The 24425-nt window shown below is 55.3% G+C and carries 26 protein-coding genes, 3 tRNA genes and 2 pseudogenes; 21 read left to right on the top strand and 10 right to left on the bottom strand.

Annotated elements, in window-relative coordinates; translation table 11 throughout:
- Positions 1-12: 12 nt before the first annotated feature.
- Positions 13-456, bottom strand: coding sequence for a ribosomal protein S18-alanine N-acetyltransferase (rimI, locus tag LBF07_RS14315; protein WP_033144573.1), 444 nt, complete (start codon positions 454-456; stop codon positions 13-15).
- Positions 425-838 carry a DNA polymerase III subunit psi gene (locus LBF07_RS14310; RefSeq protein WP_033144572.1) on the bottom strand — a complete coding sequence of 138 codons (414 nt, stop codon included), beginning with the start codon at positions 836-838 and terminating at the stop codon, positions 425-427. The genes rimI and LBF07_RS14310 overlap by 32 nt, the downstream gene beginning before the upstream one ends.
- Positions 839-940: 102 nt before the next feature.
- On the opposite strand from LBF07_RS14310, the gene rsmC reads away from it, so the two are divergent.
- The 4 genes from rsmC (at position 941) to LBF07_RS14290 (ending at position 2462) form a co-directional block, all read left to right on the top strand.
- Positions 941-1969 (top strand): 16S rRNA (guanine(1207)-N(2))-methyltransferase RsmC, encoded by a 1029-nt coding sequence (rsmC, locus tag LBF07_RS14305; protein ID WP_094935758.1) that lies wholly within the window; start codon positions 941-943, stop codon positions 1967-1969.
- Positions 1970-2141: 172 nt separating this feature from the next.
- Positions 2142-2228 (top strand) — tRNA-Leu (locus LBF07_RS14300).
- Between the two features lie 28 nt (positions 2229-2256).
- Positions 2257-2343 (top strand) — tRNA-Leu (locus tag LBF07_RS14295).
- Positions 2344-2376: 33 nt separating this feature from the next.
- Positions 2377-2462 (top strand) — tRNA-Leu (locus LBF07_RS14290).
- 41 nt (positions 2463-2503) lie between these two features.
- Here LBF07_RS14290 and LBF07_RS14285 read toward each other — a convergent pair.
- Positions 2504-2773 carry a DUF1435 domain-containing protein gene (locus tag LBF07_RS14285; protein ID WP_176690109.1) on the bottom strand — a complete coding sequence of 90 codons (270 nt, stop codon included), beginning with the start codon at positions 2771-2773 and terminating at the stop codon, positions 2504-2506.
- A 215-nt stretch (positions 2774-2988) separates the two neighbouring features.
- Between LBF07_RS14285 and LBF07_RS14280 the strand changes: the two genes are divergently transcribed.
- On the top strand, positions 2989-4053 hold the full coding sequence (locus LBF07_RS14280) for a diguanylate cyclase (protein WP_047060227.1): 1065 nt from the start codon (positions 2989-2991) through the stop codon (positions 4051-4053).
- Between the two features lie 95 nt (positions 4054-4148).
- Positions 4149-4937, top strand: coding sequence for a siderophore-iron reductase FhuF (fhuF, locus tag LBF07_RS14275; protein ID WP_033144570.1), 789 nt, complete (start codon positions 4149-4151; stop codon positions 4935-4937).
- Positions 4938-5032: 95 nt separating this feature from the next.
- Here the strand turns inward: fhuF and LBF07_RS14270 are convergent, their stop codons facing one another.
- Complete coding sequence (locus LBF07_RS14270) at positions 5033-6379, bottom strand: PTS sugar transporter subunit IIC (RefSeq protein WP_094935759.1); 1347 nt, start codon at positions 6377-6379, stop codon at positions 5033-5035.
- Between the two features lie 328 nt (positions 6380-6707).
- On the opposite strand from LBF07_RS14270, the gene LBF07_RS14265 reads away from it, so the two are divergent.
- Complete coding sequence (locus LBF07_RS14265; RefSeq protein ID WP_008502085.1) at positions 6708-7166, top strand: YbaK/EbsC family protein; 459 nt, start codon at positions 6708-6710, stop codon at positions 7164-7166.
- 38 nt (positions 7167-7204) lie between these two features.
- On the opposite strand, the pseudogene LBF07_RS14260 reads toward LBF07_RS14265, so the two are convergent.
- From LBF07_RS14260 to LBF07_RS14245, 4 genes and pseudogenes are all read right to left on the bottom strand, one after another.
- Positions 7205-7447 (bottom strand): annotated as a pseudogene (locus tag LBF07_RS14260) (LuxR C-terminal-related transcriptional regulator); the annotation flags it as partial.
- Between the two features lie 15 nt (positions 7448-7462).
- Positions 7463-8160 (bottom strand): IS1-like element IS1B family transposase gene (locus tag LBF07_RS14255; protein ID WP_103178130.1). Its coding sequence is split into 2 segments (ribosomal slippage): positions 7463-7911 and positions 7911-8160, totalling 699 coding nucleotides; the frame shifts between segments, so codons are not numbered across the junction.
- A 55-nt stretch (positions 8161-8215) separates the two neighbouring features.
- Positions 8216-8617: pseudogene (locus LBF07_RS14250) on the bottom strand (bgl operon transcriptional regulator BglJ); the annotation flags it as partial.
- Positions 8614-9351: a response regulator transcription factor gene (locus tag LBF07_RS14245; protein WP_039260920.1), complete on the bottom strand. Its 738-nt coding sequence runs from the start codon at positions 9349-9351 to the stop codon at positions 8614-8616. The gene LBF07_RS14245 and the pseudogene LBF07_RS14250, both read right to left, overlap by 4 nt.
- Positions 9352-9760: 409 nt before the next feature.
- Here LBF07_RS14245 and LBF07_RS14240 point away from each other — a divergent pair, with 409 nt between their 5' ends.
- The 10 genes from LBF07_RS14240 (at position 9761) to LBF07_RS14195 (ending at position 17787) form a co-directional block, all read left to right on the top strand.
- The gene (locus tag LBF07_RS14240; protein WP_023310303.1) at positions 9761-10537 is read left to right on the top strand and encodes a threonine/serine exporter ThrE family protein; all 777 of its coding nucleotides are present in this window, start codon (positions 9761-9763) and stop codon (positions 10535-10537) included.
- The gene (locus LBF07_RS14235) at positions 10528-11001 is read left to right on the top strand and encodes a threonine/serine exporter (protein ID WP_023310302.1); all 474 of its coding nucleotides are present in this window, start codon (positions 10528-10530) and stop codon (positions 10999-11001) included. The genes LBF07_RS14240 and LBF07_RS14235 overlap by 10 nt, the downstream gene beginning before the upstream one ends.
- A gap of 67 nt (positions 11002-11068) precedes the next feature.
- Positions 11069-11710: a TetR family transcriptional regulator gene (locus LBF07_RS14230; RefSeq protein WP_023310301.1), complete on the top strand. Its 642-nt coding sequence runs from the start codon at positions 11069-11071 to the stop codon at positions 11708-11710.
- Between the two features lie 41 nt (positions 11711-11751).
- Positions 11752-12204, top strand: a complete 453-nt coding sequence (locus LBF07_RS14225) for a MarR family winged helix-turn-helix transcriptional regulator (RefSeq protein WP_064673267.1) — start codon at positions 11752-11754, stop codon at positions 12202-12204.
- Positions 12205-12287: 83 nt separating this feature from the next.
- Entirely contained in the window at positions 12288-12716 is a 429-nt protein-coding gene (locus tag LBF07_RS14220) for an organic hydroperoxide resistance protein (protein WP_023310299.1), read from the top strand.
- Between the two features lie 148 nt (positions 12717-12864).
- Positions 12865-13410 carry a primosomal protein DnaT gene (dnaT, locus tag LBF07_RS14215; protein WP_033144566.1) on the top strand — a complete coding sequence of 182 codons (546 nt, stop codon included), beginning with the start codon at positions 12865-12867 and terminating at the stop codon, positions 13408-13410.
- Positions 13407-14144: a DNA replication protein DnaC gene (dnaC, locus tag LBF07_RS14210; protein ID WP_023334409.1), complete on the top strand. Its 738-nt coding sequence runs from the start codon at positions 13407-13409 to the stop codon at positions 14142-14144. Before dnaT ends, dnaC begins: the two co-directional genes overlap by 4 nt.
- 83 nt (positions 14145-14227) lie before the next feature.
- Positions 14228-14710 (top strand): DUF2501 domain-containing protein, encoded by a 483-nt coding sequence (locus LBF07_RS14205; RefSeq protein ID WP_073001066.1) that lies wholly within the window; start codon positions 14228-14230, stop codon positions 14708-14710.
- A 270-nt stretch (positions 14711-14980) separates the two neighbouring features.
- Positions 14981-17272, top strand: coding sequence for a phosphatidylglycerol--membrane-oligosaccharide glycerophosphotransferase (gene opgB, locus LBF07_RS14200; RefSeq protein ID WP_047060246.1), 2292 nt, complete (start codon positions 14981-14983; stop codon positions 17270-17272).
- Positions 17272-17787 (top strand): GNAT family N-acetyltransferase, encoded by a 516-nt coding sequence (locus tag LBF07_RS14195; RefSeq protein ID WP_094935504.1) that lies wholly within the window; start codon positions 17272-17274, stop codon positions 17785-17787. Before opgB ends, LBF07_RS14195 begins: the two co-directional genes overlap by 1 nt.
- A gap of 90 nt (positions 17788-17877) precedes the next feature.
- Here LBF07_RS14195 and tsr read toward each other — a convergent pair whose 3' ends face one another.
- Together tsr and hpaR are read right to left on the bottom strand one after the other, a co-directional pair.
- Entirely contained in the window at positions 17878-19542 is a 1665-nt protein-coding gene (gene tsr, locus LBF07_RS14190) for a methyl-accepting chemotaxis protein (protein ID WP_033146482.1), read from the bottom strand.
- 83 nt (positions 19543-19625) lie between these two features.
- Positions 19626-20066: a homoprotocatechuate degradation operon regulator HpaR gene (gene hpaR, locus LBF07_RS14185; RefSeq protein WP_023334396.1), complete on the bottom strand. Its 441-nt coding sequence runs from the start codon at positions 20064-20066 to the stop codon at positions 19626-19628.
- A gap of 271 nt (positions 20067-20337) precedes the next feature.
- Between hpaR and hpaG the strand changes: the two genes are divergently transcribed.
- From hpaG to LBF07_RS14165, 4 genes are read left to right on the top strand one after another with little or no spacing between them, the layout of a single operon-like run.
- Positions 20338-21615 (top strand): 4-hydroxyphenylacetate degradation bifunctional isomerase/decarboxylase, encoded by a 1278-nt coding sequence (hpaG, locus tag LBF07_RS14180; protein WP_094935505.1) that lies wholly within the window; start codon positions 20338-20340, stop codon positions 21613-21615.
- Positions 21612-23078, top strand: a complete 1467-nt coding sequence (hpaE, locus tag LBF07_RS14175; protein WP_094935506.1) for a 5-carboxymethyl-2-hydroxymuconate semialdehyde dehydrogenase — start codon at positions 21612-21614, stop codon at positions 23076-23078. The genes hpaG and hpaE overlap by 4 nt, the downstream gene beginning before the upstream one ends.
- Positions 23079-23080: 2 nt before the next feature.
- Positions 23081-23932 (top strand): 3,4-dihydroxyphenylacetate 2,3-dioxygenase, encoded by an 852-nt coding sequence (gene hpaD, locus LBF07_RS14170; RefSeq protein ID WP_039262285.1) that lies wholly within the window; start codon positions 23081-23083, stop codon positions 23930-23932.
- A 9-nt stretch (positions 23933-23941) separates the two neighbouring features.
- Complete coding sequence (locus LBF07_RS14165; RefSeq protein WP_094935507.1) at positions 23942-24322, top strand: 5-carboxymethyl-2-hydroxymuconate Delta-isomerase; 381 nt, start codon at positions 23942-23944, stop codon at positions 24320-24322.
- Positions 24323-24425: the final 103 nt, after the last annotated feature.

The raw sequence follows: 24425 nt of genomic DNA, 5'->3' as shown, positions 1-24425 counted from the left end.
ACCTTATATTCGTTATCCAATCGGCAGAGCCATTATGATGGCGTCTTCACGTCCCTCTGCGGTGGGGTAGTAGTTACGGCGGACCGTCGCCTCGTTAAAGCCTAAGCTTTCATAGAGCGCGATGGCGGCGACATTCGACGCACGCACCTCCAGCCACAGGGTGAAAACGTCACGGGTTTCGAGCTCACGGATGAGGTGCTCGAGCAGTTCTCTTCCCAGCCCACGGCGCTGGAACGCGGGATCAACCGCAATATTAAACAGCGTCGCTTCATCAAGAACAACCTGCGTGATCGCGAAGGCGGCCATGGTGCCGTCAACGTCCAGACGGAAGTTCAGATACCGTTCGCCCTGATTGCTGGCGAAGGTTTTTTCGCTCCACGGAAAGGCGTGGGCGCGTGTTTCAATCGCAAACGCTGTGGTCAGGTCAGGCGTCGTGAGGGAAGAAATCGTGTTCATATTCGCAGATTTGTTGCCATAGCGCGCTGCGCGCTTTTGGGTTGGCTTTCAGTTCGTCCAGCGCTGGCGAGCAGATCTGGCTCCCCTGGAGGGGGATCTCGTTTGTCTCTCCGATACGCCAGCTGTTACAGCGGCTATCAGGAGGAAGCATCGCGACACGCTCTGGCGTCAGCTGTAAAACCTGGTCGGCCGTCATCTTCAGGCTGCGAAGGACATCATCGATCAGGGGTTCATTCAGGGCAGGCAGTTCTTCCGCCACCATCACCAGGCGTACGTGCGCAGGGATGGAAATGGCGATTTCGCCCTGCAACGCCGTCGGGCGACGCAAAGCCCACTGGGTAATGCCCAGCTGCTGCAACTGCCAGTCTCGTCGGGATGTCATAGGGAAAACTCCTGTCTCTCAGGCGCGCAAATATAGCAAATGTGTCGAAAGTGCGCCATCTACCTACTATAATCCCCGCCTGAGTTTATTGAGGAACAATTCATGTCTGCATTTACCCCGGCAAGTGAAGTCTTGCTGCGTCACAGTGATGATTTCGAAGAAAGCCGTATTCTGTTTGCCGGAGATATGCAGGATGACCTGCCTGCGCGTTTCGACTGTGCTGAAAGCCGTGCCCACACCCAATACTACCACCACTGGCAGGTGCTGAGCCGCCAGATGGGCGAGCGCGCGCGCTTTAGCCTGGTGGCGGAGCAGAGCGATATCGCCGACTGCGATACGCTGATCTACTACTGGCCGAAGAATAAACCGGAAGCCCAGTTTCAGCTGATGAACCTGCTCTCCCTGCTGCCGGTAGGCTGCGATATTTTCGTGGTGGGTGAGAACCGCAGCGGCGTGCGTAGCGCTGAACAGATGCTGGAAGGCTACGCGCCGCTGAAAAAAGTCGACAGCGCACGCCGCTGTGGTCTGTACCATGGCCGTCTGGAAAAACAGACAACGTTCGATCCACAGGCATACTGGGACGAGTACCAGCTTGACGGCTTGACCATCAAAACCCTGCCGGGCGTATTCAGCCGCGACGCGCTGGATACGGGCAGCAAGCTGCTGCTCTCCACCCTGACGCCGCACACCAAAGGCAAAGTGCTGGACGTCGGCTGCGGCGCGGGCGTGCTCTCTACCGTGCTTGCCAGCCATTCACCCAAAGTGCGCTTAACCCTCTGTGACGTGAGCGCCCCGGCGGTAGAAGCCAGCCGCGCAACGCTTGCCGCAAACGGCATTGAAGGCGAGGTGATTGCCAGCAACGTCTTCTCCGACGTCACCGGTCGCTTCGACATGATTATCTCCAACCCGCCGTTCCACGACGGCATGGAGACCAGCCTTGAAGCGGCACAAACGCTGATCCGCGGCGCAACCCGTCATCTGAACAGCGGCGGCGAGCTGCGTATAGTCGCGAACGCCTTCCTGGCGTACCCGAAAGTGCTGGACGAAACCTTCGGCTTCCACGAAGTGATCGCCCAGACCGGCCGCTTTAAGGTCTACCGTACCGTCATGACGCGCCAGGCCAAAAAGTAATCTCCGCTCCAGCAGGCCGGATAAGCGCAAGCGCCATCCGGCTCCGCATAGCGCCTGCATCGGCCATTTTTGCAGCAATCAAGGCGTCGCGCGCACTTTTCTGTTGACGTAAAGCTGAAAACATCTAGAATGCGCCTCCGTGGTTACGATACTTTTACAGTATCGATGGTATGCGAAGGTGGCGGAATTGGTAGACGCGCTAGCTTCAGGTGTTAGTGTCCTTACGGATGTGGGGGTTCGAGTCCCCCCCCTCGCACCATAAATCACAATGATATTGCTCGCACTGGGCGAAGGTGGCGGAATTGGTAGACGCGCTAGCTTCAGGTGTTAGTGTCCTTACGGATGTGGGGGTTCGAGTCCCCCCCCTCGCACCAACGAGGCGATATCAAAAATAGTAAGATGACTGTGCGAAGGTGGCGGAATTGGTAGACGCGCTAGCTTCAGGTGTTAGTGTCCTTAGGATGTGGGGGTTCGAGTCCCCCCCCTCGCACCAATTATCTTACATCCCTTCTGAAGTTCCTCTTGTTTTCTCTATTATTTCAAACTCATCAGTATCACCAGAATTCCACTGACCAGTGCTACGCATGATGGCAGTAAAACAAAGTGGCGCAGCTGCTTATGCCAGATCATGCCTGACGTGACTAACAGTCCTGACACAATGATCGCTTTCCAGGTATCAAGGGAGAGATCGGCAAACATCAACCCGCCGAGAATGGCTCCCGGTAGCAATACCCCCCAACCACTGCCAAGCGCCCTGTTCAACATGATCTGCCCTCTCACAACGATAATGATAACCACTATCATATGACATACATTATCATTTGTCAGCTGAATGAATCAAAATCCATCGACCTTTACCTTTCCCGTAATGACAGGAATTGCCTAAGGTGATAAATTGCACACCTGTTAACAACATCTAAAGATTTTCTGATAATTACTCTTTGAGTTTTTTGCATGTTTTATTGCGAAACGGCACCTACTTATTTGTTTTAATTAAATTTTAATAAAAACGCACGACTATGACATCACAATCCTGGCGGTCTTTGGTTCACAGAAAATATCAATTGTCGTTACGTTTATTTTTATTTCTGAACGCAACCTCGGCAGTGTTCTCGGTAACAAATCCGCTCAATTCTGTACGCCTGTTATCTGCCCCACTTATTGCTATTTTCTCCATCAGCACCGGCCTGTTCGTCTGGCACTGGAGAAAGCGCGCGCGGAAGATAAATATTCCCGTTGTTTCAGGGATCTTCGGTATTTTGTGGGCCTGGCAAATTGAGTCTAAATTCGCCTTAATTACCCACGACCACGCGACGTATTTGTTAATCGCTCTATTAACGGTACTTTTTATCGGAACGCTGGCATTCGCGAGTAATATCAAAGCATTTACGCTGCACTCATTGCCCACCTTTATTGTCTGCCTGTGGCTAAGCGATCACGATATATGGCTGAGAATGACCTATTCTTTCGCACTTCCTGTGGTGGCAATTGCTATTCATAACATTTTGCAAACGCGTAACGACCGTTTCGCTCAGGAATTGCTCTCGCGCCTGTTGGAAGAGCGAGAAACCCTTACCGATCTCAGCATGATGGACCCGCTTACCGGGCTCTATAATCGTCGCGGTCTGCAAAGCCGTCTGGAGAACCTGCCGACGGTAGAAAATGGCGAGCACTTTGTCCTGCTGATGGATATCGATCACTTCAAAGCCTATAACGACCACTATGGCCATATGATGGGCGACCAGGCGCTGAAGCGCGTCTCTGCGGCAATTCGCGACGCCGTGCGTTCTCGCGATATTGTGGCGCGTTTTGGCGGAGAAGAGTTTATGGTGCTGCTGACCAATATTTCACTCGAACATGCTCGCCAGACGGCCGAGCGGATCCGTCAGAAAGTCTACGATTTGAAAATCCCGCATCTGTTTAACGAGAGCGTCGCGACAAACGTCACCATCAGCATTGGTATTGCTATTTTCGAGGATGAAGACGTGGAAGGCGCGCTGGAAAAAGCGGACAAAGCCCTCTACGAAGCAAAGCATATGGGGCGCAATAACATTCTGTTGAGTGAAGAGCTGCAGACGGCATAAACATCACGGCGGTGTCTTAAAGACAAAAGTCTTGCCATTGATATGAGCAATAGTTAGGATTAGCAATCATTATCATTTAGATTTCTATCTATACTATGGCTACGCATACCGCACACATCGTCGAACCCCTCCTCTGGCGAGCGCCCCTCACCAGCGGGAATGCTTCGCTTGCGGATGCCATACGGGATAAGATTGCGGAGACGCGCGCCCACCTGCTGGACTTTATCCGCCTTGATGAAGCGCACCCGAACCACGCCATGACGCTCTCAGAGTGGCGTCAACCGACAAAACTGCAGTCGCTGCTGGCCACCTATTCCGACCATATCTATCGCAATCAGCCCACTCTTACGCGGGAAAATAAACCACTGCTCTCTCTTTGGGCGCAGTGGTATATCGGGCTGATGGTGCCTCCCCTCATGCTGGCGCTGTTAACCCAGAAGAGCATGCTGGAACTTTCGCCGGATAATTTCCACGTCGAGTTTCACGAAACCGGGCGCGCAGCCTGTTTCTGGATTGATCTGCACGAAGATCAGAACGCGGAACGCCTGACGGCTCAGGAACGCATGGAGCAGCTTATCACCCAGGCCCTGATCCCGGTCGTGGACGCGCTTGAAGCGACGGGAGAAATTAACGCGAAGCTTATCTGGAGCAATACGGGCTATTTAATCCACTGGTATTTAACGGAAATGAAGCCTCTGCTTGGTGATGAGAACGTTGATGCCCTGCGTCAGTCCTGTTTCTTTGCAAAACAGCTTTCCGATGGCCGTGACAACCCGTTATTCCGTACCGTCGTGCTCCGTGATGGGCTTCTGGTTCGCCGCACCTGCTGCCAGCGCTATCGCCTGCCGGACGTTAAGCAGTGCGGGGATTGCACGCTGAAATAATCGGCCACGGCCTGATGCCCTCACCCTGCCCCTCTCCCACAGGGAGAGGGAACAAACACTAAAAACGGCAACCTGAGTTGCCGTTTTGCTTTAACCTAAGCCACCTGCTGATTGTCCTCTTCCGCGTTACGCTGTGCTTCTTCCGCTTCCTGCTCCAGCAGCTGTTTCTCGTACACTTTGAAGAACGGGAAGTAGATGATTGCCGATACGCAGGCCAGGACCACAACCAGAATAGCCGCGCGGAAATCCCAGCCCAGAGCCCACGCTGCGCCTATTGGCGCCGGTGCCGTCCAGGGAACCACTGAGATGACGCGGCCAATCAGGTCAAACGTCATCGCCGCCCAGGCCAGCACGGCATTTACCATCGGTGCCAGCAGGAACGGAATAAAGAACACCGGGTTCATCACGATTGGCGTACCGAAGATAACGGGTTCATTGATGTTGAAGAAGCTGGGTACCACGCTCAAACGTCCGATAGAGCGTAAATGCGCTGAACGGCTACGCAGATAGCAAATCACCAGCCCCATCGTGGCGCCCGACCCGCCAATCACGATAAAGAACGTCCAGAACGCCTCCATAAAAATATGCGGCAGAGGCTGGCTGGCGGCCAGCGCGGTCTGGTTCGCACCCAGGTTGGTCAGCCAGAACATCTGCAGCATCCCGGAGACGATGGCGGCGCCGTGGATACCGGCGAACCACAGCAGATGGCCAATCAACACGGCCAGCAGGATCGCAGGCAGGGAATCCGCTGCGGAAACCAGAGGTTTAAAGACCGACATAATGGCCTGCGGGATCAGCATGCCGAACTGAGACTGAATGAACAGGCTGAGAGGATAGAGCGTTAACACCACTACCAGTACCGGAATCAGCAGATCAAACGAGTTTTTGATCATCGGAGGAACCTGGTCTGGCAGGCGAATACCGATGTTATGCGCCTTGAGAAAACGCATCATCTCAACGCAGTAGATCGCCACCAGAATCGCGGTAAAAATGCCCGTCCCACCCAGGCTATCGACAGGCAGCGTGCCTTTGGTTTTCGGTGCCGCGACCAGCAGAAACGCCATCAGCGACAGCATGGCGCACATAAACGGGTCTAACTGGTGTGATTTGACATAATGTTTGCCAAGGTTATAGGCGATGGCCGCACAGATATAGATGGACATAATGCCCATCGTCATATCAAACGGCGTCAGGATCTGGCCTTCAAACTGCTTCGCCATATCCAGCCAGGCTCGGGCGAAACCCCAGGTGGTATCCGGCGAAAACGGTGGGTATGCGAACACTAACAGAAACGAACCCACAATCATAAATGGCATCGCAGAGATAAACCCATCACGGATAGCCATGACATGACGCTGGGAAGAGATCCGCCCGGCAATCGGGCTCACGTAATTTTCAACAAAACGGAATATCAGGTTAAACGCAGCATGGTTGGCAGACATGGCAGATCTCCTGTCAGACGTTTGTTACGGGCACATTTGCGCCGCACGTTGTTCCATAAATCACCTTCACAACCTTGCTGGCTTGTGGACCAGTAGTACTGCTCAGACGGAATGGTTTCATAATTTGCTCTTATTATTGGATACAGGGGACGTTACGTACTCAGTATTAATCGACGCATCTCGCTCTGCAACCGGTTACTGTAACCGGTTTCCGTGATTGTGAAGAGGATCCAGAAATCAGCCGTTCGGGATATTTGTTACTGAAGAGATATTTACAGAGCATAAATTCTTATGACAGATTACGCAGGATATTTGTCAGGAGGAAACAATGAGTTTGCAGTCTGTACAGCAGTTTTTTGCCGACAACGCGCCGGATATAGACGTCATTGAACTTAGTCAGAGTACCGCTACCGTTGCGTTGGCTGCTGCCGCCCATCGTGTTGAACCGGGGCAAATCGCCAAGACCTTGTCATTAAAGGTGAAAAATGAGGTGATACTGGTGGTGGCGAAAGGCGATGCGCGCCTGGATAACAAAAAGCTGAAAGATACGTTTGGTGCAAAAGCGCGCATGCTCAGCAGTGATGAAGTGGTGACCATCACAGGTCACCCCGTTGGCGGCGTGTGCCCGTTCGGCCTTGAAAACCCGCTCGCGGTTTACTGCGATATCTCATTAAAGCAGTACGCCGAAGTTCTGCCCGCAGCAGGCGCAATTCATAGTGCCGTGCGTATTTCACCTGACAGAATGGCAGAGTTAACTTCCGCAAAATGGGTTGATGTTTGCATCTGATTGATGCGCCAGAACCTGTCTGGCGCGCAACAGACAGGTTATAAAAAAGTCGGCTTGCTGAGTATCGAACTTCGCGGTTCTCTTGCTGAAAGATGGGTAATAATATCCGCCGCATCGAGCAGCCCTACGTCAGAGTTCACCCCCAGCTTGACCATCGCATTAAACTTATGCGCCCGGATGGTCTTAATATTGCGTTCAAGCTGTGCCGCGATTTGAGGAATGGAATAGCCACAAGACATATAACGCAATATTGCCCGTTCCGTTGGGCTTAACATTCTGCTGGTAATGACTCCAACTTATTGATAGTGTTTTATGTTCAGATAATGCCCGATGACTTTGTCATGCAGCTCCACCGATTTTGAGAACGACAGCGACTTCCGTCCCAGCCGTGCCAGGTGCTGCCTCAGATTCAGGTTATGCCGCTCAATTCGCTGCGTATATCGCTTGCTGATTACGTGCAGCTTTCCCTTCAGGCGGGATTCATACAGCGGCCAGCCATCCGTCATCCATATCACCACGTCAAAGGGTGACAGCAGGCTCATAAGACGCCCCAGCGTCGCCATAGTGCGTTCACCGAATACGTGCGCAACAACCGTCTTCCGGAGCCTGTCATACGCGTAAAACAGCCAGCGCTGGCGCGATTTAGCCCCGACGTATCCCCACTGTTCGTCCATTTCCGCGCAGACGATGACGTCACTGCCCGGCTGTATGCGCGAGGTTACCAACTGCGGCCTGAGTTTTTTAAATGGCGGAAAATCGTGTTGAGGCCAACGCCCATAATGCGGGCGGTTGCCCGGCATCCAACGCCATTCATGGCCATATCAATGATTTTCTGGTGCGTACCGGGTTGAGAAGCGGTGTAAGTGAACTGCAGTTGCCATGTTTTACGGCAGTGAGAGCAGAGATAGCGCTGATGTCCGGCAGTGCTTTTGCCGTTACGCACCACCCCGTCAGTAGCTGAACAGGAGGGACAGCTGATAGAAACAGAAGCCACTGGAGCACCTCAAAAACACCATCATACACTAAATCAGTAAGTTGGCAGCATCACCCATTCTGCTTTGACTCTGGTACCAGTGATTCATCATATTGTCATTGATGCGCAGGGTTTCGCTCAGCAACACCATGAGTTCCTTCTGCAGGAGCTCAAGCTTCAGCGATTTACTGACCACACCGTGAAGGCGTGACGGGGAAAGATGGCTAATCAATCTTGCTTCCATCTCATCAGCGACCAGGATAATGCGCTGGATGTGGCCATGCGTAAAGGCAAAATCCCGCAGGTGCGCCAGGCAGCTACGACGGTCGTCTCGTGCATCGGAATATGAATAGATCAGCGAGAAAAAATTGACGTGCTGAAGTGCTTTCTGAAAGCTATCAAATTCACTAAACAGATGCAGCTGATAATGATTCAGTCCGGGCATCGCAAAAAGATGCTGTAGCCCAACAGCACTCATCGTGCAATTTTCGACGATGGCGATATGTCTTGTTGAATCGGTTTTTTCCATTCCTCGAACTCTCCATAGGCTGACATCAAACTCAGCTCTCGCATTCCCTGTGTACTGTTTATCCAGGCGTACATATCGGCATTACTGCGTAATGACAGCCGTCGCATCGCACTGTTTTTCTGTGCACTGACGGTTTTATTGCTCTTCTTTAGCAATGTGGCGATTTGGTTAATCCCCCATCCTTTACCTAACAGCCGCAATACTTTGCGTTCAGAGTGCGTAAGGGCAATAACGTTTTCGTCTTCGTCCTCCGTACTTTGAGGTTCAGGGGCTAACAACGTCTGGCTTACCCGCTCTGCGCGTTCACTACCTGCCCGAATAGCGTTAACCAGGCCTTCAATGGGTTCCATATCAGAAAGCAACGTACTTTCCGGGCGCACAAGTAGCTCAACGGCAATAGGGTTAAGCGGCCGCGAAACTAAAAAGATCCAGTGAATGTTCCGGTATTGATTCAATAAATTGAAATACTCTTCGAGCGCGCCCCGAGGATTCCAGTATTCGCCTGTAATATCGGCAATGATGACGTCAGCGCGGCGTAGCTGGAGCAGTGTTAACTCCTGCAATGAGCTGCAATAGGTCAATTCAAAATCGGGAAAATGGCGAGTCATTACGCCCCCCAACCCGTTTTGCATGACCGGTATCCGACTAATGATAACGCTATGCTTACCGTGCAAAGACAACATAGACCCTCCATGTCCATTCTTCATGTGATGAGTAACGTTAAAATGCATCAACGTATGAGTATTTTCGTCCCTGAGTGTAAAGCAGGTTAATACAAGCAGAAGATGAGATGTTTTCTTAGTTTAAGAAATACCTAAACAGCAGTAATATCTCACAAAGCGAAATTAAATTTAATTGCAGTGTCATTAAAATAACTACAATATAAAATTAGAATAACTAAATATATATAACTTATCTTTCAATAATTATAATTCACCAGAATGATGAATTAATCCCAACCCCGCCCGCACTTAGGCGCTGCAACTGTTTGCATAAACCTTGATCTGGCCCACAGCAAGAGGCACTGCACTTTGTGCTAAAAGTAATCGCTATGGGCCAACCGGCAACTTTCCACCTTCTTCAGGACAATACATGCAGGCAGATCGGTCAACGCAGCGTGCTATCACGCGGCTATGTATTCAGTGCGGTCTTTTTCTGCTCCAGCACGGCGCGGAAAGCGCGCTGGTTGAGGAGCTTTCCACCCGGCTGGGACTGGCGCTGGGTATGGATAGCGTTGAAAGCGCTATTTCATCTAATGCCATCGTGCTGACCACGATCAAAGACGGCCAGTGCCTGACCTCCACCCGCAAAAACCATGATCGCGGCATTAACATGCACGTCGTGACCGAAGTGCAGCACATCGTCATCCTTGCTGAACATAAGCTTCTCGATCTTCGGGAGATTGAAAAACGGTTCAGCCAAATTAAGCCATTGCGTTATCCGCGCTGGCTTGTCGTGGTGATGGTAGGGCTGTCTTGCGCCTGCTTTTGTAAGCTCAACAAAGGCGGCTGGGACGGCGCGATCGTCACCTTTTTCGCCAGCAGTATCGCCATGTATGTTCGCCAGCTGCTGACGCACCGGCAGCTGCATCCGCAAATTAACTTCTGCATTACCGCGTTTGTCGCCACCACGGTTTCCGGCCTGCTGCTGCGCCTGCCGCAGTTTGCCACTACCCCGACGATTGCCATGGCCGCCAGCGTGCTTCTGCTGGTTCCGGGCTTTCCGTTGATTAACGCCGTCGCCGACATGTTTAAAGGACACATCAATACCGGTCTGGCACGCTGGGCTATTGCCAGCCTGCTGACGCTGGCGACCTGCATCGGCGTTGTGATGGCCATGACACTCTGGGGGTTACGCGGATGGGCGTGATAGATTTTCTGCTGGCGCTGGCACAGGACATGCTTCTGGCCGCCATTCCTGCCGTCGGCTTTGCGATGGTGTTTAACGTTCCGCAACGCGCTCTGCGATGGTGTGCGCTGCTGGGCGCGATTGGTCATGGCTCGCGAATGGTGATGATGACCGCAGGATTTAACATCGAATGGTCGACATTTATGGCCTCCATGCTGGTTGGCAGTATCGGCATTCAGTGGTCGCGCTGGTATCTGGCGCATCCCAAGGTGTTCACCGTCGCCGCCGTGATCCCAATGTTCCCCGGCATATCTGCCTATACGGCGATGATTTCCGCGGTGAAAATCAGCCACTTTGGCTACACCGAGCCTCAGATGATCCTCCTCCTGAGCAACTTTCTTAAGGCCTCGTCCATCGTCGGCGCGCTCTCCATCGGGCTGTCGATCCCCGGGCTGTGGCTATACCGCAAACGCCCACGCGTTTGATATTTGTGTTATTTCGCTGCCATGGAGATAATCCTTCTGGTCCGTTTGGTGAAAATAAGGAAAGGATGTGGCTAACCCTGGCAGCGAACACCCCGAGCACAGCGAAGAATCCAGCCTGAAAGAGAAAATTTTTCAGAGCGCCATCGCGCTTTTTGCCGAGTATGGATTGAACGGTGCCCGCATGGAGCAGATCGCGGAGAAAGCGGGTACCACCAAACGCATGGTGGTTTATCATTTTAAGAATAAAGAGAATCTCTATCTCCTGGTTCTGGAACATGTTTACACCCAGATTCGCGCCAGTGAAAAAGCGCTAAGCCTGGCGGGAATGCCCCCCGTCGAAGCGCTGGTCAACCTGGTTGAAGCCACCTTTGACTATCATGCCGACCACCCGGACTACATCCGGATTATCTGCATGGAAAACATGCAGCGGGGCCGCTTTATGCAGCAGTCGAGCTATCTTCGCCAGGTTAACCGTAGCGCGCTCGACCTGCTGGAAGGCATCCTGCACCGGGGCAAAGAAAAGCAGCTCTTCAGCCAGACGGTTGACGCCCGCGATCTTCACCGCCTGATAAGCAGCTTCAGCTTTCATTACGTTGCCAACAGCTACACCTTCACGCTCCTGTTTGAAGACGGAGCGGACGAACAGGCTCAGCGCCAGCACTACCGTAAAATGGCCGTTCAGGTGGCGCTCCGCTACACCTGCCCATAAAATTGCTTGCAATTAAATCGCACACTACCTATATTCATCTCATGAACGCGAAAACGAACGACGCAACCGCTGCGCTCAAGCTGGATAACCAGCTCTGCTTTGCTCTCTATTCGGCAAATCTGGCGCTTAATAAGTTGTACCGGCAACTGCTGGCACCGCTGAACCTGACTTACCCGCAATATCTGGTGATGCTGGTGCTATGGGAGCAGGATGACGTCACGGTGTCGGACATCGGTGAACGCCTGTTTCTGGACTCTGCAACCCTGACGCCGCTGTTAAAACGGCTGGAAAACGGTGGGTTAATCAACCGTCACCGTTCGCGCAAAGACGAACGTCAGGTCGCCGTCACCCTGAGTGAAGCGGGACGTGAACTTCAGCAGCAGGCATTGGGTATTCCCCATGCGGTGGGTTGCGCAGCGCAGTGTGATACCGACACTTTGCTGGCGCTCAAACAGCAGCTCGAACTTTTGCGACAACAGCTACACCGCGCGTAAAGCTATACTTTACGCGTGATTATCACCCATATATATCGCACGCTATTTAATAGCACACATCAAAGCAAGATGAGGAACCTGCCATGTCTTTAGAAAAAGTAGTGTATACCGCCAAAGCAAAAGCAACCGGTGGCCGTGACGGCCGCGCGACCTCTTCCGATGGCGTACTGGACGTAAAACTGGGCGTGCCAAAAGAGATGGGCGGCATGGGCGGAGAAGTAACGAACCCTGAGCAGCTGTTTGCTGCGGGCTACTCTGCCTGCTTCCTGGGCGCGATGAAGTTCGTGGCCGCACGCGACAAATTTACCCTGCCAAAAGATGCCTTTATTGAAGGCGAAGTGGGTATTGGCCCGCTGCCAACCGGTTTTGGTATCGAAGCAAAACTGAACATCCACGTTGAGGGTATGGATCCCGCGGAAGCCAAAAAGCTGGTCGATGCGGCGCACATTGTTTGCCCGTACTCTAACGCGACCCGCGGCAACATCGACGTGACCCTGAATATTATCGCGTGATAAATGCCTGATGGCGCTGCGCTTTTCAGGTCTACGACCGTAGCCCCGGTAAGCGCAGCGCCACCGGGGAAATCCCCTCCTTCCCTTTCCTCTCTCTGTGCTACCATAAGCCCATATCACGCCCGTAGTAATCAGTAGAGTAAGCGTTATGTCCTCCAGAATTCTGACCACCAGCATTGCTGGCATTGATGCCTTTATGCGCGACCCACGCGGTGTGTTGACCCATGCCGAAGGCGGCACGGTTGCGGTTTTTGCCGACAACGCGCCGGCGTTCTACGCAATCACGCCGGAACGCCTGGCACAGCTTCTGGAGATTGAAGCGCAACTGTCACGCCCGGCGAGCGATATCACGCTGGACAACCAGTTCTTTGATGAGCCGGTCAACGCCCCCGTGACCGTTCCGATGGGAAAATTTGCCCTGTACGCGGGCTGGCAGCCGGATGCGGATTTTCAGCGGCAGGCCGCGCTGTGGGGCATTGCGCTAACCCAGCCGGCCACCGCGGAAGAGCTCGCCGCGTTTACCGCCTGGTGGCAGGCGGAAGGTAAAGTCTTCACCCATATTCAATGGCAGCAAAAGCTCGCGCGTCATCTTCAAATTACCCGCGCCGGCAACAACGGCCAGCCCAAACGCGATATCAACGCGTTTTCCGAACCGGATAAACAGATCCCCAGCGGATTCCGAGGTGCGAAATGAAGAACGTCGGCGACCTGATGAAACGTCTGCAAAAAATGATGCCTGCCAACGTGAAGCCCGCGTTCACCACGGGTGAAGAGCTGCTGGCGTGGCAAAAAGAGCAAGGTGAGATCCGCGCCGCCGCGCTCGCCAGGGAAAACCGGGCGATGAAAATGCAGCGCACCTTTAACCGCTCCGGTATCCGTCCCCTGCACCAGAACTGCTCGTTCGATAACTATAAAGTCGAAACCAACGGACAAATGAACGCCCTTGCCGCCGCCCGTCAGTACGTGGATGAATTCGACGGCAATATCGCCAGCTTCATCTTTAGCGGCAAGCCGGGTACCGGAAAAAACCACCTTGCAGCCGCCATCTGCAACGAGCTGCTTCTGCGGGGTAAATCGGTTCTTATCATCACCGTGGCCGATATCATGTCCGCGATGAAAGACACCTTCAGCAACCGCGAAACCAGCGAAGAGCAATTGCTCAACGATCTGAGCAATGTCGATTTACTGGTCATCGACGAGATTGGCGTTCAGACAGAATCCCGCTATGAAAAAGTGATCATCAACCAGATTGTCGACCGCCGCTCCTCGTCCAAACGCCCCACCGGCATGCTGACGAACCACAATATCGACGAGATGACCCGCTTACTGGGTGAACGCGTCATGGACCGCATGAAGCTGGGTAATAGTCTTTATGTCATCTTCGACTGGGAAAGTTACCGCAGCCGCGTTACCGGCAAAGAGTATTAAGACAGTTCCAGGAATCGCTGCCAGGGCACAGGTATATACTGGAACCCCTTCGGCCCAAAACGGACCTTTTTGAGAGAGCCATGATGAAAAAACAGATTCTAATCAGCACCTTTTTAGGCGCGCTGCTGGTAACCGGCGCAGCGCAAGCGGCGTCCTGGCAGGAGTCCCTGTCAAGCGCGGCAAATGAGCTGACCAAAGAGAGCAGCAGCTCTCAGGGTGGACTCTCCGCCTCTTCCCTCACCAGCCTGCTGGGCAACAGCTCTCAGAGCCTTAGCGCGGGCACGATGAACAACGCGGCGGGGATTCTGGAATATTGCGCGAAGCAAAAGCTGGCCTCCGTGACCGACGCGCAAAACGTGAAAAACCAGGTGCTGGGTAAACTGGGTCTGGATACCCAGGAGCAAAAAGCGGACACCAACTATATGGACGGCATTCAGGGCCTGCTTAACGCGCAAAACGGGCAGCAGCTTAACCTGAGCACCCTCGGCAACTCTTCTCTGGCAAAACAGGTGAAAACCAAAGCCTGCGATCTGGTGCTGAAACAAGGCGTTAATTTCATCTCCTGATCTACCCCATTTTCTGCCACAACACGCCGCGTTTAATGCGATAGTCTTGCAACGCGGCGCTAAACGAACGTTTTTCCCACCTGCCACCGTCTCAGCGTCCGTTTGTCAGGATGCGACCTTCTTCATAAAAACGATTTTCTAAACCAAATCCTAACAACAGCACACTTTCGTGACACTAAAATTGCAGCTTAACGACATCGCAATTACATTGTATGACCCAAAAAATAAACAGTTAGCCAGCGAAGCACCTGGCGTCATGAGGATATGCTGTTGTCAGAATTCATGTCTCTTATCCTTTTTCTGGCTTCTGTCGGCGTTTACGCCTGGAAAGCCGGCCGTCACACCTGGTGGTTTATCGCCACGCTGGTGGTACTCGGCATTTTTATTATTTTAAACATTACCTTATACGCCAGCGACTACTTTACCGGTGACGGTATTAACGATGCGGTGCTCTACACGCTAACGAACAGCCTGACGGGCGCGGGTGTGGGCAAGTACATTCTTCCGGGGCTCGGCCTTATCGTCGCGCTGGTGACGATTTTTGGCGCGCTGGCCTGGGTGCTGCGTCGACGTCGCCATCTTCCGCACCATCATGGCTACAGCCTGCTGGCGTTATTCCTGGCGCTGGCCTCCGTCGACGCCAGCCCGGCGTTCCATCAGATCACCGAGCTGGTGAAATCCCAGTCGCGCGACGGCGATCCGGATTTCGCGGCTTACTACAAAGAACCGTCCAAAACGATCGCCAGCCCGAAGCTCAATCTGGTCTACATCTACGGTGAAAGCCTGGAACGCACGTACTTTGATAACGATGCCTTCCCGAACCTGACGCCAGACCTGGGCGCGCTGAAAAACGAAGGGCTCGACTTCAGCCACACCATGCAGCTGCCGGGTACGGACTATACGATTGCCGGTATGGTTGCCTCCCAGTGCGGTATCCCGCTGTTCGCGCCTTTTGAAGGTAACGCCTCAGCCTCGATGTCGACGTTCTTCCCCCAGAATATTTGCCTCGGCGATATCCTGAAAAACTCCGGCTACGAAAACTATTTCGTGCAGGGGGCAAACCTGCGCTTTGCCGGAAAAGACGTGTTCCTGAAATCCCACGGTTTTGACCACCTGTATGGCTCAGAGGAGTTAAAAACGACGGTTGCCGATCCGAGCTACCGTAACGACTGGGGCTTCTATGACGATACGGTACTCGACGAAACCTGGAAGAAATTCGAGGAGCTTTCCCGCGCGGGCAAGCGTTTCTCCCTCTTTGCGCTGACGGTGGACACCCACCATCCGGACGGGTTCGTCTCGCGCAGCTGCAAACGCAAAAGCTATGACGTGGATGGCAAAAACAACACGTCTTTCAGCGCCGTGACCTGCAGCCAGGAGCACATTGCCGCGCTGGTCGAGAAAATCAAAGCCTCGCCCTGGTTTAAAAACACCGTCATCGTCGTTTCGTCTGACCATCTGGCGATGAAAAACAGCGCATGGGATCGGCTCAACAAGCAGGATCGCAGCAACCTGTTCTTCGTCCTGCGCGGCGACCAGCCGCAGCAGGAGGTCATCGCCACCAAACGCAACTCCATGGATAACGGCGCAACCGTGCTGGACATTCTGGGCGGCGACAACTTTATTGGCCTGGGCCGCAGCACACTGTCGGGGCAATCCCTGTCGGAAGTGTTCCTCAACATGAAGGATAAAATCCTCGCCTGGAAGCCAGACATTATCCGCCTGTGGAACTTCCCGAAAGAGATGAAGGACTTCACCGTCGATCGGGATAAAAACACGATTGCCTTCTCGGGCAGCAGCTTCCGTCTACCGCTGCTGGTGCGCGTGTCGGCGGGGCGCGTCGAGCCGCTGCCGGAAAGCGAATATTCCGCGCCGCTGCGCTATCAGCTGGCCGATTTTGCCCCACGAGATAATTTCGTCTGGGTCGACAGATGTTACAAGATGGGCCAGCTCTGGTCGCAGCCGCTGGCGCTTTCTACCGACTGGTGCGTCTCTCAGGGTCAGCTCGGCGGAGAGCAAACCGTACAGCACGTGGATAAAGCCCAGTGGAAAGGCAAAACCGCGTTCAACGATACGGTGATTGATACCGCGCGCTATCAGCGTAACGTCGACATGCTGAAAATCAGCGATAACGACATTCGCTACAAAGCGGACAGCTTTATCTTTAACGTGGCCGGCGCGCCCGAGGAAGTGAAACAGTTTAGCGGCATCTCGCGTCCGGAGTCCTGGGGGCGCTGGTCCAACGCGCAGCTGGGCAATGAGGTGAAAATTGAGTACGCCCATCCCCTGCCGGAACAATTCGACCTGGTGATCACCGCCAGAGCGTATGGCCCCAACGCTAACAAGCCCGTACCGGTTCGCGTGGGCAGCCAGGAGCAGATGCTGACGCTCGGGAACGACGTGAGCACGCACACGCTGCATTTTGAGAACCCATCCCGCAGCAATACCCTGGTGATCGTGCCGCCGGATCCGCAGTCCACCAATGAAGGGAATATTCTCGGCCATTCACCGCGCGAGCTCGGCATTGGCATGGTCGAAATTAAAATTGTGAGTCGCGCAGGCTAATGGTCGACCTTAACCTCACCGTCCGCCCCACGCGTCCCGGCGACGTTGCCTCCCTGCCCGCCATTGAACGCGCGGCGGGCGAGCGCTTTCGTGAAGACCCGGATCTCGCCTGGCTTGCCGACGGTGAGGTCATTTCCGCTGAGCAGCACCTTGAGTATGTTGAACGTGGGCTAAGCTGGCTGGCGCTGGCGAACGACCAGCCCGTCGGGTTTATCCTTGCCGGGGCCCATCCTTCATCACTGTTTATTGTCGAACTCTCGGTTGATCTGGACTGGCAGGGAAAAGGGATCGGCAGGCAGCTCATCGCCTGCGTGGCAGGCCATGCCCGCACGCTGGGGCTGGCGTCGCTGACGTTGACGACGTTCAGGGACGTACCGTGGAACGCGCCGTTCTATGCAAAGCTGGGGTTTGAATACGTAGCTGAACTGACGCCTGAACTGAGTGAAAAACGTGAAGAAGAAGCAGCGCACGGCTTAGCGTATAACTCCCGCTGTGCCATGCGTCTGCCGCTTTGATATCGCCCGGTGGCGCTTCGCTTACCGGGCCTGCAACAACCTTCCGTAGGCCGGGTAAGGCGTAGCCGCCACCCGGCACAACGCACCGGGTTAGAACGTTTCCCAGTTATCGCCTGAATCGGCCGTCGCGGTTTTACGCGCCATCACCGGCGTGGAAACCGCTTTAGCCGCAGCGAATTCGCGCGCTTTCATCTGCTCCTGCTGAATGCGGAACACCGCCACGGCCTGAGTCAGACGGCTCGCCTGCTCTTCCAGTGCGGCCGCCGCTGCGGCAGATTCCTCTACCAGCGAGGCGTTCTGCTGGGTCACGCGATCCATCTCAGCGACCGCCAGACCCACCTGGTCGATACCGCGGCTCTGCTCGTCAGACGCAGAGGCGATTTCACCCATGATGTCCGTTACGCGGGTCACCGCGTTCACGATCTCACCCATGGTTTCACCGGCGCTTTCTACCAGCGTTGAGCCCACTTCCACGCGGCCCACGGAGTCTTCAATCAGGCTCTTGATTTCGCGAGCCGCCTGGGCGCTGCGCTGGGCCAGGTTACGCACTTCACCTGCCACCACCGCAAAACCACGGCCCTGCTCGCCCGCACGCGCCGCTTCTACCGCCGCGTTCAGTGCCAGAATGTTGGTCTGGAAGGCAATGCCGTCGATCACGCTGATAATGTCGGCAATTTTCTGCGAACTGCCTGCGATATCGCGCATGGTCTGGACCACGTTATCCACCACTTTGCCGCCTTTCTGCGCGGTTTCAGAAGCGCTCAGCGCAAGGTGGCTCGCCTGACGGGCGTTTTCGGCGTTCTGCTTAACGGTTGCCGTCAGCTGCTCCATGCTGGCAGCGGTCTCTTCCAGGGAAGCGGCCTGCTGTTCAGTACGGGAAGAGAGGTCGTTATTGCCCATCGCAATTTCGCTCGCGCCGCTGTAGATCGCGTTCGCGCCGTTACGCACGTCGCCGACGGTACGCACCAGCTCACTCTGCATATGGCGCAGCGAGTCGGCCAGTTCACCCATCTCGTTGGTGCCCTGAACCTCAATGCGCTTCACCAGGTCGCCGCTGGCGATATGGCGAATGTTGTCGATCAGACGATTCAGCGGAGAGATCAGCGTCTGCTTGATGTTGAGCCAGACGGCCACGATCACCACCAGCACGGCAATCAGGACGCTGATCAACACCCAGATAGCCTGGCTGTAGGAGCTGTTGCTGTCTTCGACCGCCGTCTGATACAGCTTGTCGTTCTGCTGCAGGTAGCTCACATACTGCTTCTCAAAACCGTCCTGATAGCTCTGGGTCGGCTGGTCGAAGAAGGCGTTGATTTTGCCGGCACCCAGCAGCTGAATCAGCTCCGCCAGCGCACCGTGGTAAATATCATAGTTACGCTTGATCTCCATGGCATCCGCATCGCTTTGACGCGGATCGCGCGGCAGGGCTTCGTAGGCAGCCCAGTTTTTTTCCGCCTGTTTCAGAGACGTAGACGCGATTTGCATCAAATCGTTAACGGTCGCGCCGCTGCCGATATTGCTCTGATCCATCATGTAGCGGATACCCGCACGGTTCAGGGTATTACGGGTTTGCAGCAACGCTACCCAGCTGGCGTTCAGCGTGGATTGTTGCTGGCGAATGGTTTGCAGGACGGTGAAATTCTCTTTGTCATTCTTAAGGGCATTAAAGAAAAGACCACCGGACGTGAGTTGTAAAAGGCCAAATATCGCTAAAACCAGCATTAAGCTGGTGACAATCTTGATACGGTTTAACATGTTTTCTCTTTCCTCAGACAGATACAGAATTTTCGGCCTGGAAAGGGAAAACTTTACGAAAATCATCCTGGAATTTGTGGTTTTTACTCTTCTTCCCGCGCTGCGTTATGCCGGTTTCCGAGTTCAATAAACTCTTCCAGCAGCGCCGTCAGCTGTTTCATCTTCTCCGGCGTGTATTCCGCCTCGATCTGCTGATACGCCTCTTCGACCTGCGCCTGGGCGTGTTCATATAGCGCATTCCCCTCTTTGGTCAGCGACACGTACAGCTTGCGCTGGTCGTTCACCGGCTTTAGGCGCAGCACCAGGCCGTCGCGCTCCATGCGCGTCAGGATGCCGGTCAGGCTCGGGCGCAGGATGCAGGTGCGAAACGCCAGATCGTGAAAATCCATCGACGGATGTTCAGCCAGCACGCGCACGATGCGCCACTGCTGCTCGGTCAGGTTATGGCGCTTCACGATCGGGCGGAAGTACGACATCGCCGCTTCCCGCGCCTGCAGCAGCGCGATGGTTAATGAATCATGCATAGCCTTTCCCCTTCCCATCATTAACAAGTAAACAATCCCTAAAAGATGTTTTTATAAACAACACGTTTTCCGTCAAAAAGTCTAACAGAAACCCATCAATTTTATTAAATATATGATTTCATTATCAATAAAACCCAACATGTAAATTTATTGTTATTCCCATCACAAATCTTTCACTTCTGATTGCGAAATAAACAGCAAAAGCATAAAACCAGATCATTAACATATTAATGAAATCACAACCCGGACCACCGGGGTGAGGAGTATATGAATGAAAGGTACCGTTTTTGCCGTCGTCCTCAACCATCAAAGCCAGCGTGAAGCCTGGCGTGAGGCCTTTGAAAAAGCGCCCTACAACACGCCGCCGAAAACGGCGGTTTGGTTTATCAAGCCGCATAACACGGTGATTCGCGCGGGCGAGCCGATCCCCTTCCCGCACGGGGAAACGGTATTAAGCGGCGCGACGGTGGCGCTGGTCGTGGGCAAAACCGCCAGCAAGGTGCGCGTGGAGGACGCCGCGGCGTACATCGCGGGATATGCGCTCGCCAACGAGGTGAGCCTGCCGGAAGAGAGCTTCTACCGCCCGGCCATCAAGGCCAAATGCCGGGACGGATTTTGCCCGCTCGGCGAACTTGTCGCCGTGGATAACGTGGATAACCTGACCATCATCACCGAGATCAACGGCCGCGAAGCGGACCACTGGAGCACGGCCGATCTTCAGCGCAGCGCCGCCGAACTGCTGAGCGCCCTGAGCGAGTTCGCCACCCTCAATCCCGGCGATGCGATCCTGCTCGGCACCCCGCAAAGCCGCGTGGAGATCCGCCCGGGCGATCGCGTGCGCGTTCTGGCGGAAGGTTTTCCGCCGCTGGAAAACCCGGTGGTGGATGAACGCGACGTCGCTTTCACGCACAGCACGCCGCCGCACGCCACGCTGTTTGCCCTCGGTCTGAACTATGCCGACCACGCCAGCGAGCTGGACTTTAAGCCGCCAACCGAGCCGCTGGTATTTATCAAAGCGCCAAACACCTTCAACGGCGACGGCCAGACGTCGGTGCGCCCGAACAATATCGAATACATGCATTACGAAGCGGAGCTGGTGGTGGTCATCGGTAAAACCGCGCGTAAGGTCAGCGAAGCCGAGGCGATGGACTTTGTTGCGGGCTATACGGTCTGCAACGACTACGCCATCCGCGACTACCTGGAAAACTACTACCGACCGAACCTGAGGGTAAAAAGCCGGGACGGGCTGACCCCCATTTCCCCAAACATCGTGCCAAAAGAAGCCATCCCCGATCCGCACAACCTCGCCCTGCGCACCTTCGTCAACGGCGAGCTGCGGCAGGAAGGCACCACCGCCGATCTCATTTTCAGCATCCCGTACCTGATTGCGTACCTGAGCGATTTTATGACCCTGCAGCCGGACGACATGATTGCCACCGGCACGCCGAAAGGGCTGTCCGACGTGGTGCCGGGCGATGAGGTAGTGGTGGAAGTGGAAGGCGTGGGACGCCTGGTGAACCGGATTGTCAGCGAGGAGACTGCAAAATGAAAAAGATTAACCACTGGATCAACGGTAAAAACGTCGCCGGAAGCGAGTACTTCCACACTACCAACCCGGCCTCCGGCGAGGTATTAGCGGAAGTCGCCGCCGGCGGTGAAGCTGAAGTTCACCAGGCCGTCGCTGCCGCCAAAGAGGCGTTCCCGAAATGGGCCAACCTGCCGATGAAGGAGCGCGCGCGCCTGATGCGTCGTCTGGGTGACCTGATCGACCAGAACGTGCCCGAGATCGCCGCCATGGAAACCGCCGACACCGGCCTGCCGATCCACCAGACCAAAAACGTGCTGATCCCGCGCGCCTCACACAACTTCGAGTTCTTCGCCGAGGTGTGCCAGCAGATGAACGGCAAAACCTACCCGGTCGACGACAAGATGCTCAACTACACCCTGGTGCAGCCGGTGGGCGTCTGCGCGCTGGTGTCGCCGTGGAACGTGCCGTTTATGACCGCCACCTGGAAGGTCGCGCCGTGCCTGGCACTCGGAAACACCGCGGTGCTGAAGATGTCTGAACTCTCCCCGCTGACCGCCGACCGTCTGGGCGAGCTGGCGCTGGAGGCGGGCATTCCGGCGGGCGTGCTCAACGTGGTGCAGGGCTACGGCGCGACGGCAGGCGACGCGCTGGTGCGCCATCACGACGTGCGCGCCGTCTCCTTCACCGGCGGCACCGCCACCGGGCGCAACATCATGAAAAACGCCGGGCTGAAGAAATACTCCATGGAGCTGGGCGGCAAATCCCCGGTGCTGATTTTTGAAGATGCCGACATCGAGCGCGCGCTGGACGCCGCCCTGTTCACCATCTTCTCCATCAACGGCGAGCGCTGCACCGCCGGCTCGCGCATCTTTATCCAGCAGAGCATCTACCCGGAATTCGTGAAGCGCTTTGCCGAGCGCGCCAACCGCCTTCGCGTGGGCGACCCGACCGATCCGAACACCCAGATCGGCGCACTCATCAGCAAGCAGCACTGGGAGAAAGTCTCCGGCTACATCCGCCTCGGCATTGAAGAGGGTGCAACCCTGCTGGCGGGCGGCCCGGGCAAACCAACCGACCTGCCTGCGCACCTGAAGGGCGGCAACTTTCTGCGACCAACCGTGCTGGCGGACGTCGATAACCGCATGCGCGTGGCGCAGGAGGAGATCTTCGGGCCGGTGGCCTGCCTGCTGCCGTTTAAGGACGAAGCGGAAGGCCTGCGGCTGGCCAACGACGTGGAGTACGGCCTGGCGTCGTACATCTGGACCCAGGACGTCAGCAAAGTGCTGCGCCTGGCGCGGAATATCGAAGCGGGGATGGTGTTCGTCAACACCCAGAACGTGCGCGACCTGCGCCAGCCGTTTGGCGGCGTGAAGGCCTCCGGCACCGGCCGCGAGGGCGGCGAGTACAGCTTCGAGGTATTCGCGGAGATGAAGAACGTCTGCATCTCCATGGGCGACCATCCGATTCCAAAGTGGGGGATCTGACCATGGGTAAATTAGCATTAGCGGCAAAAATCACCCACGTTCCGTCGATGTACCTCTCCGAGCTGCCGGGGAAAAACCACGGCTGCCGCCAGTCGGCCATCGACGGGCATAAAGAAATCAGCAAGCGCTGCCGCGAGCTGGGCGTGGACACCATCATCGTGTTCGACACCCACTGGCTGGTGAACAGCGCGTACCACATCAACTGTGCGGACCATTTTGCGGGCGTCTACACCAGCAACGAGCTGCCGCACTTTATCCGCGACATGACCTACGACTACGACGGCAACCCGGCGCTCGGCCAGCTGATTGCCGACGAGGCGGTGAAGCTCGGCGTGCGCGCCAAAGCGCACAACATCCCGAGCCTCAAGCTGGAGTACGGCACGCTGGTGCCGATGCGCTACATGAACGCGGATAAACACTTCAAAGTGGTCTCCATCTCGGCGTTCTGCACGGTCCACGACTTCGCCGACAGCCGCAGGCTGGGCGAGGCCATCGTCAGCGCCATCGAAAAATACGACGGCACCGTGGCGGTGCTCGCCAGCGGCTCGCTGTCGCACCGCTTTATCGACGACCAGCGCGCGGAGGAAGGGATGAACAGCTACACCCGCGAGTTCGACCGCCAGATGGACGAACGCGTGGTGAAGCTGTGGCGCGAGGGGCAGTTCAAAGAGTTTTGCAGCATGCTGCCGGAGTACGCCGACTACTGCTACGGCGAGGGCAACATGCACGACACGGTGATGCTGCTGGGGATGCTCGGCTGGGACAAATACGACGGCAAGGTGGAGTTCCTCACCGAGCTGTTCGCCAGCTCCGGCACCGGCCAGGTCAACGCCGTTTTCCCGCTGCCCGCGTAAGGAGCCACCATGCCGCACTTTATTGCTGAATGTACCGACAACATCCGCGAGCAGGGCGACCTGCCGGGGCTGTTCGCCAAAGTGAACGAGGCGCTCGCCGCCACGGGCATCTTCCCCATCGGCGGCATCCGCAGCCGCGCCCACTGGCTGGACACCTGGCAGATGGCCGACGGCAGGCACGATTACGCCTTTGTGCATATGACGCTGAAGATTGGCTCCGGGCGCAGCCTGGAGAGCCGGGAAGCCGTGGGGGAGATGCTGTTTGCGCTGATCAAGGCACATTTCGCGGAGCTGATGGCCGACCGCTATCTGGCGCTGTCGTTCGAGCTCGACGAGCTGCACCCAACGCTCAATTACAAACAGAACAACGTGCACGCGTTGTTTAAGTAATACCGTCCCCTCTCCCTTTGGGAGAGGGTTAGGGTGAGGGGAAATCTCTGCGGCCTGATGCCCTCACCCCGTCCCTCTCCCACGGGGAGAGGGAGAAAAAAAC

It is taken from the genome of Enterobacter cloacae complex sp. ECL352 (genome assembly GCF_020149545.1).
GTDB lineage: Bacteria > Pseudomonadota > Gammaproteobacteria > Enterobacterales > Enterobacteriaceae > Enterobacter > Enterobacter asburiae_B.
The sequence above is the reverse complement of the archived record's forward strand: the minus strand, read 5'-3'. Positions and strand labels throughout refer to the sequence as shown.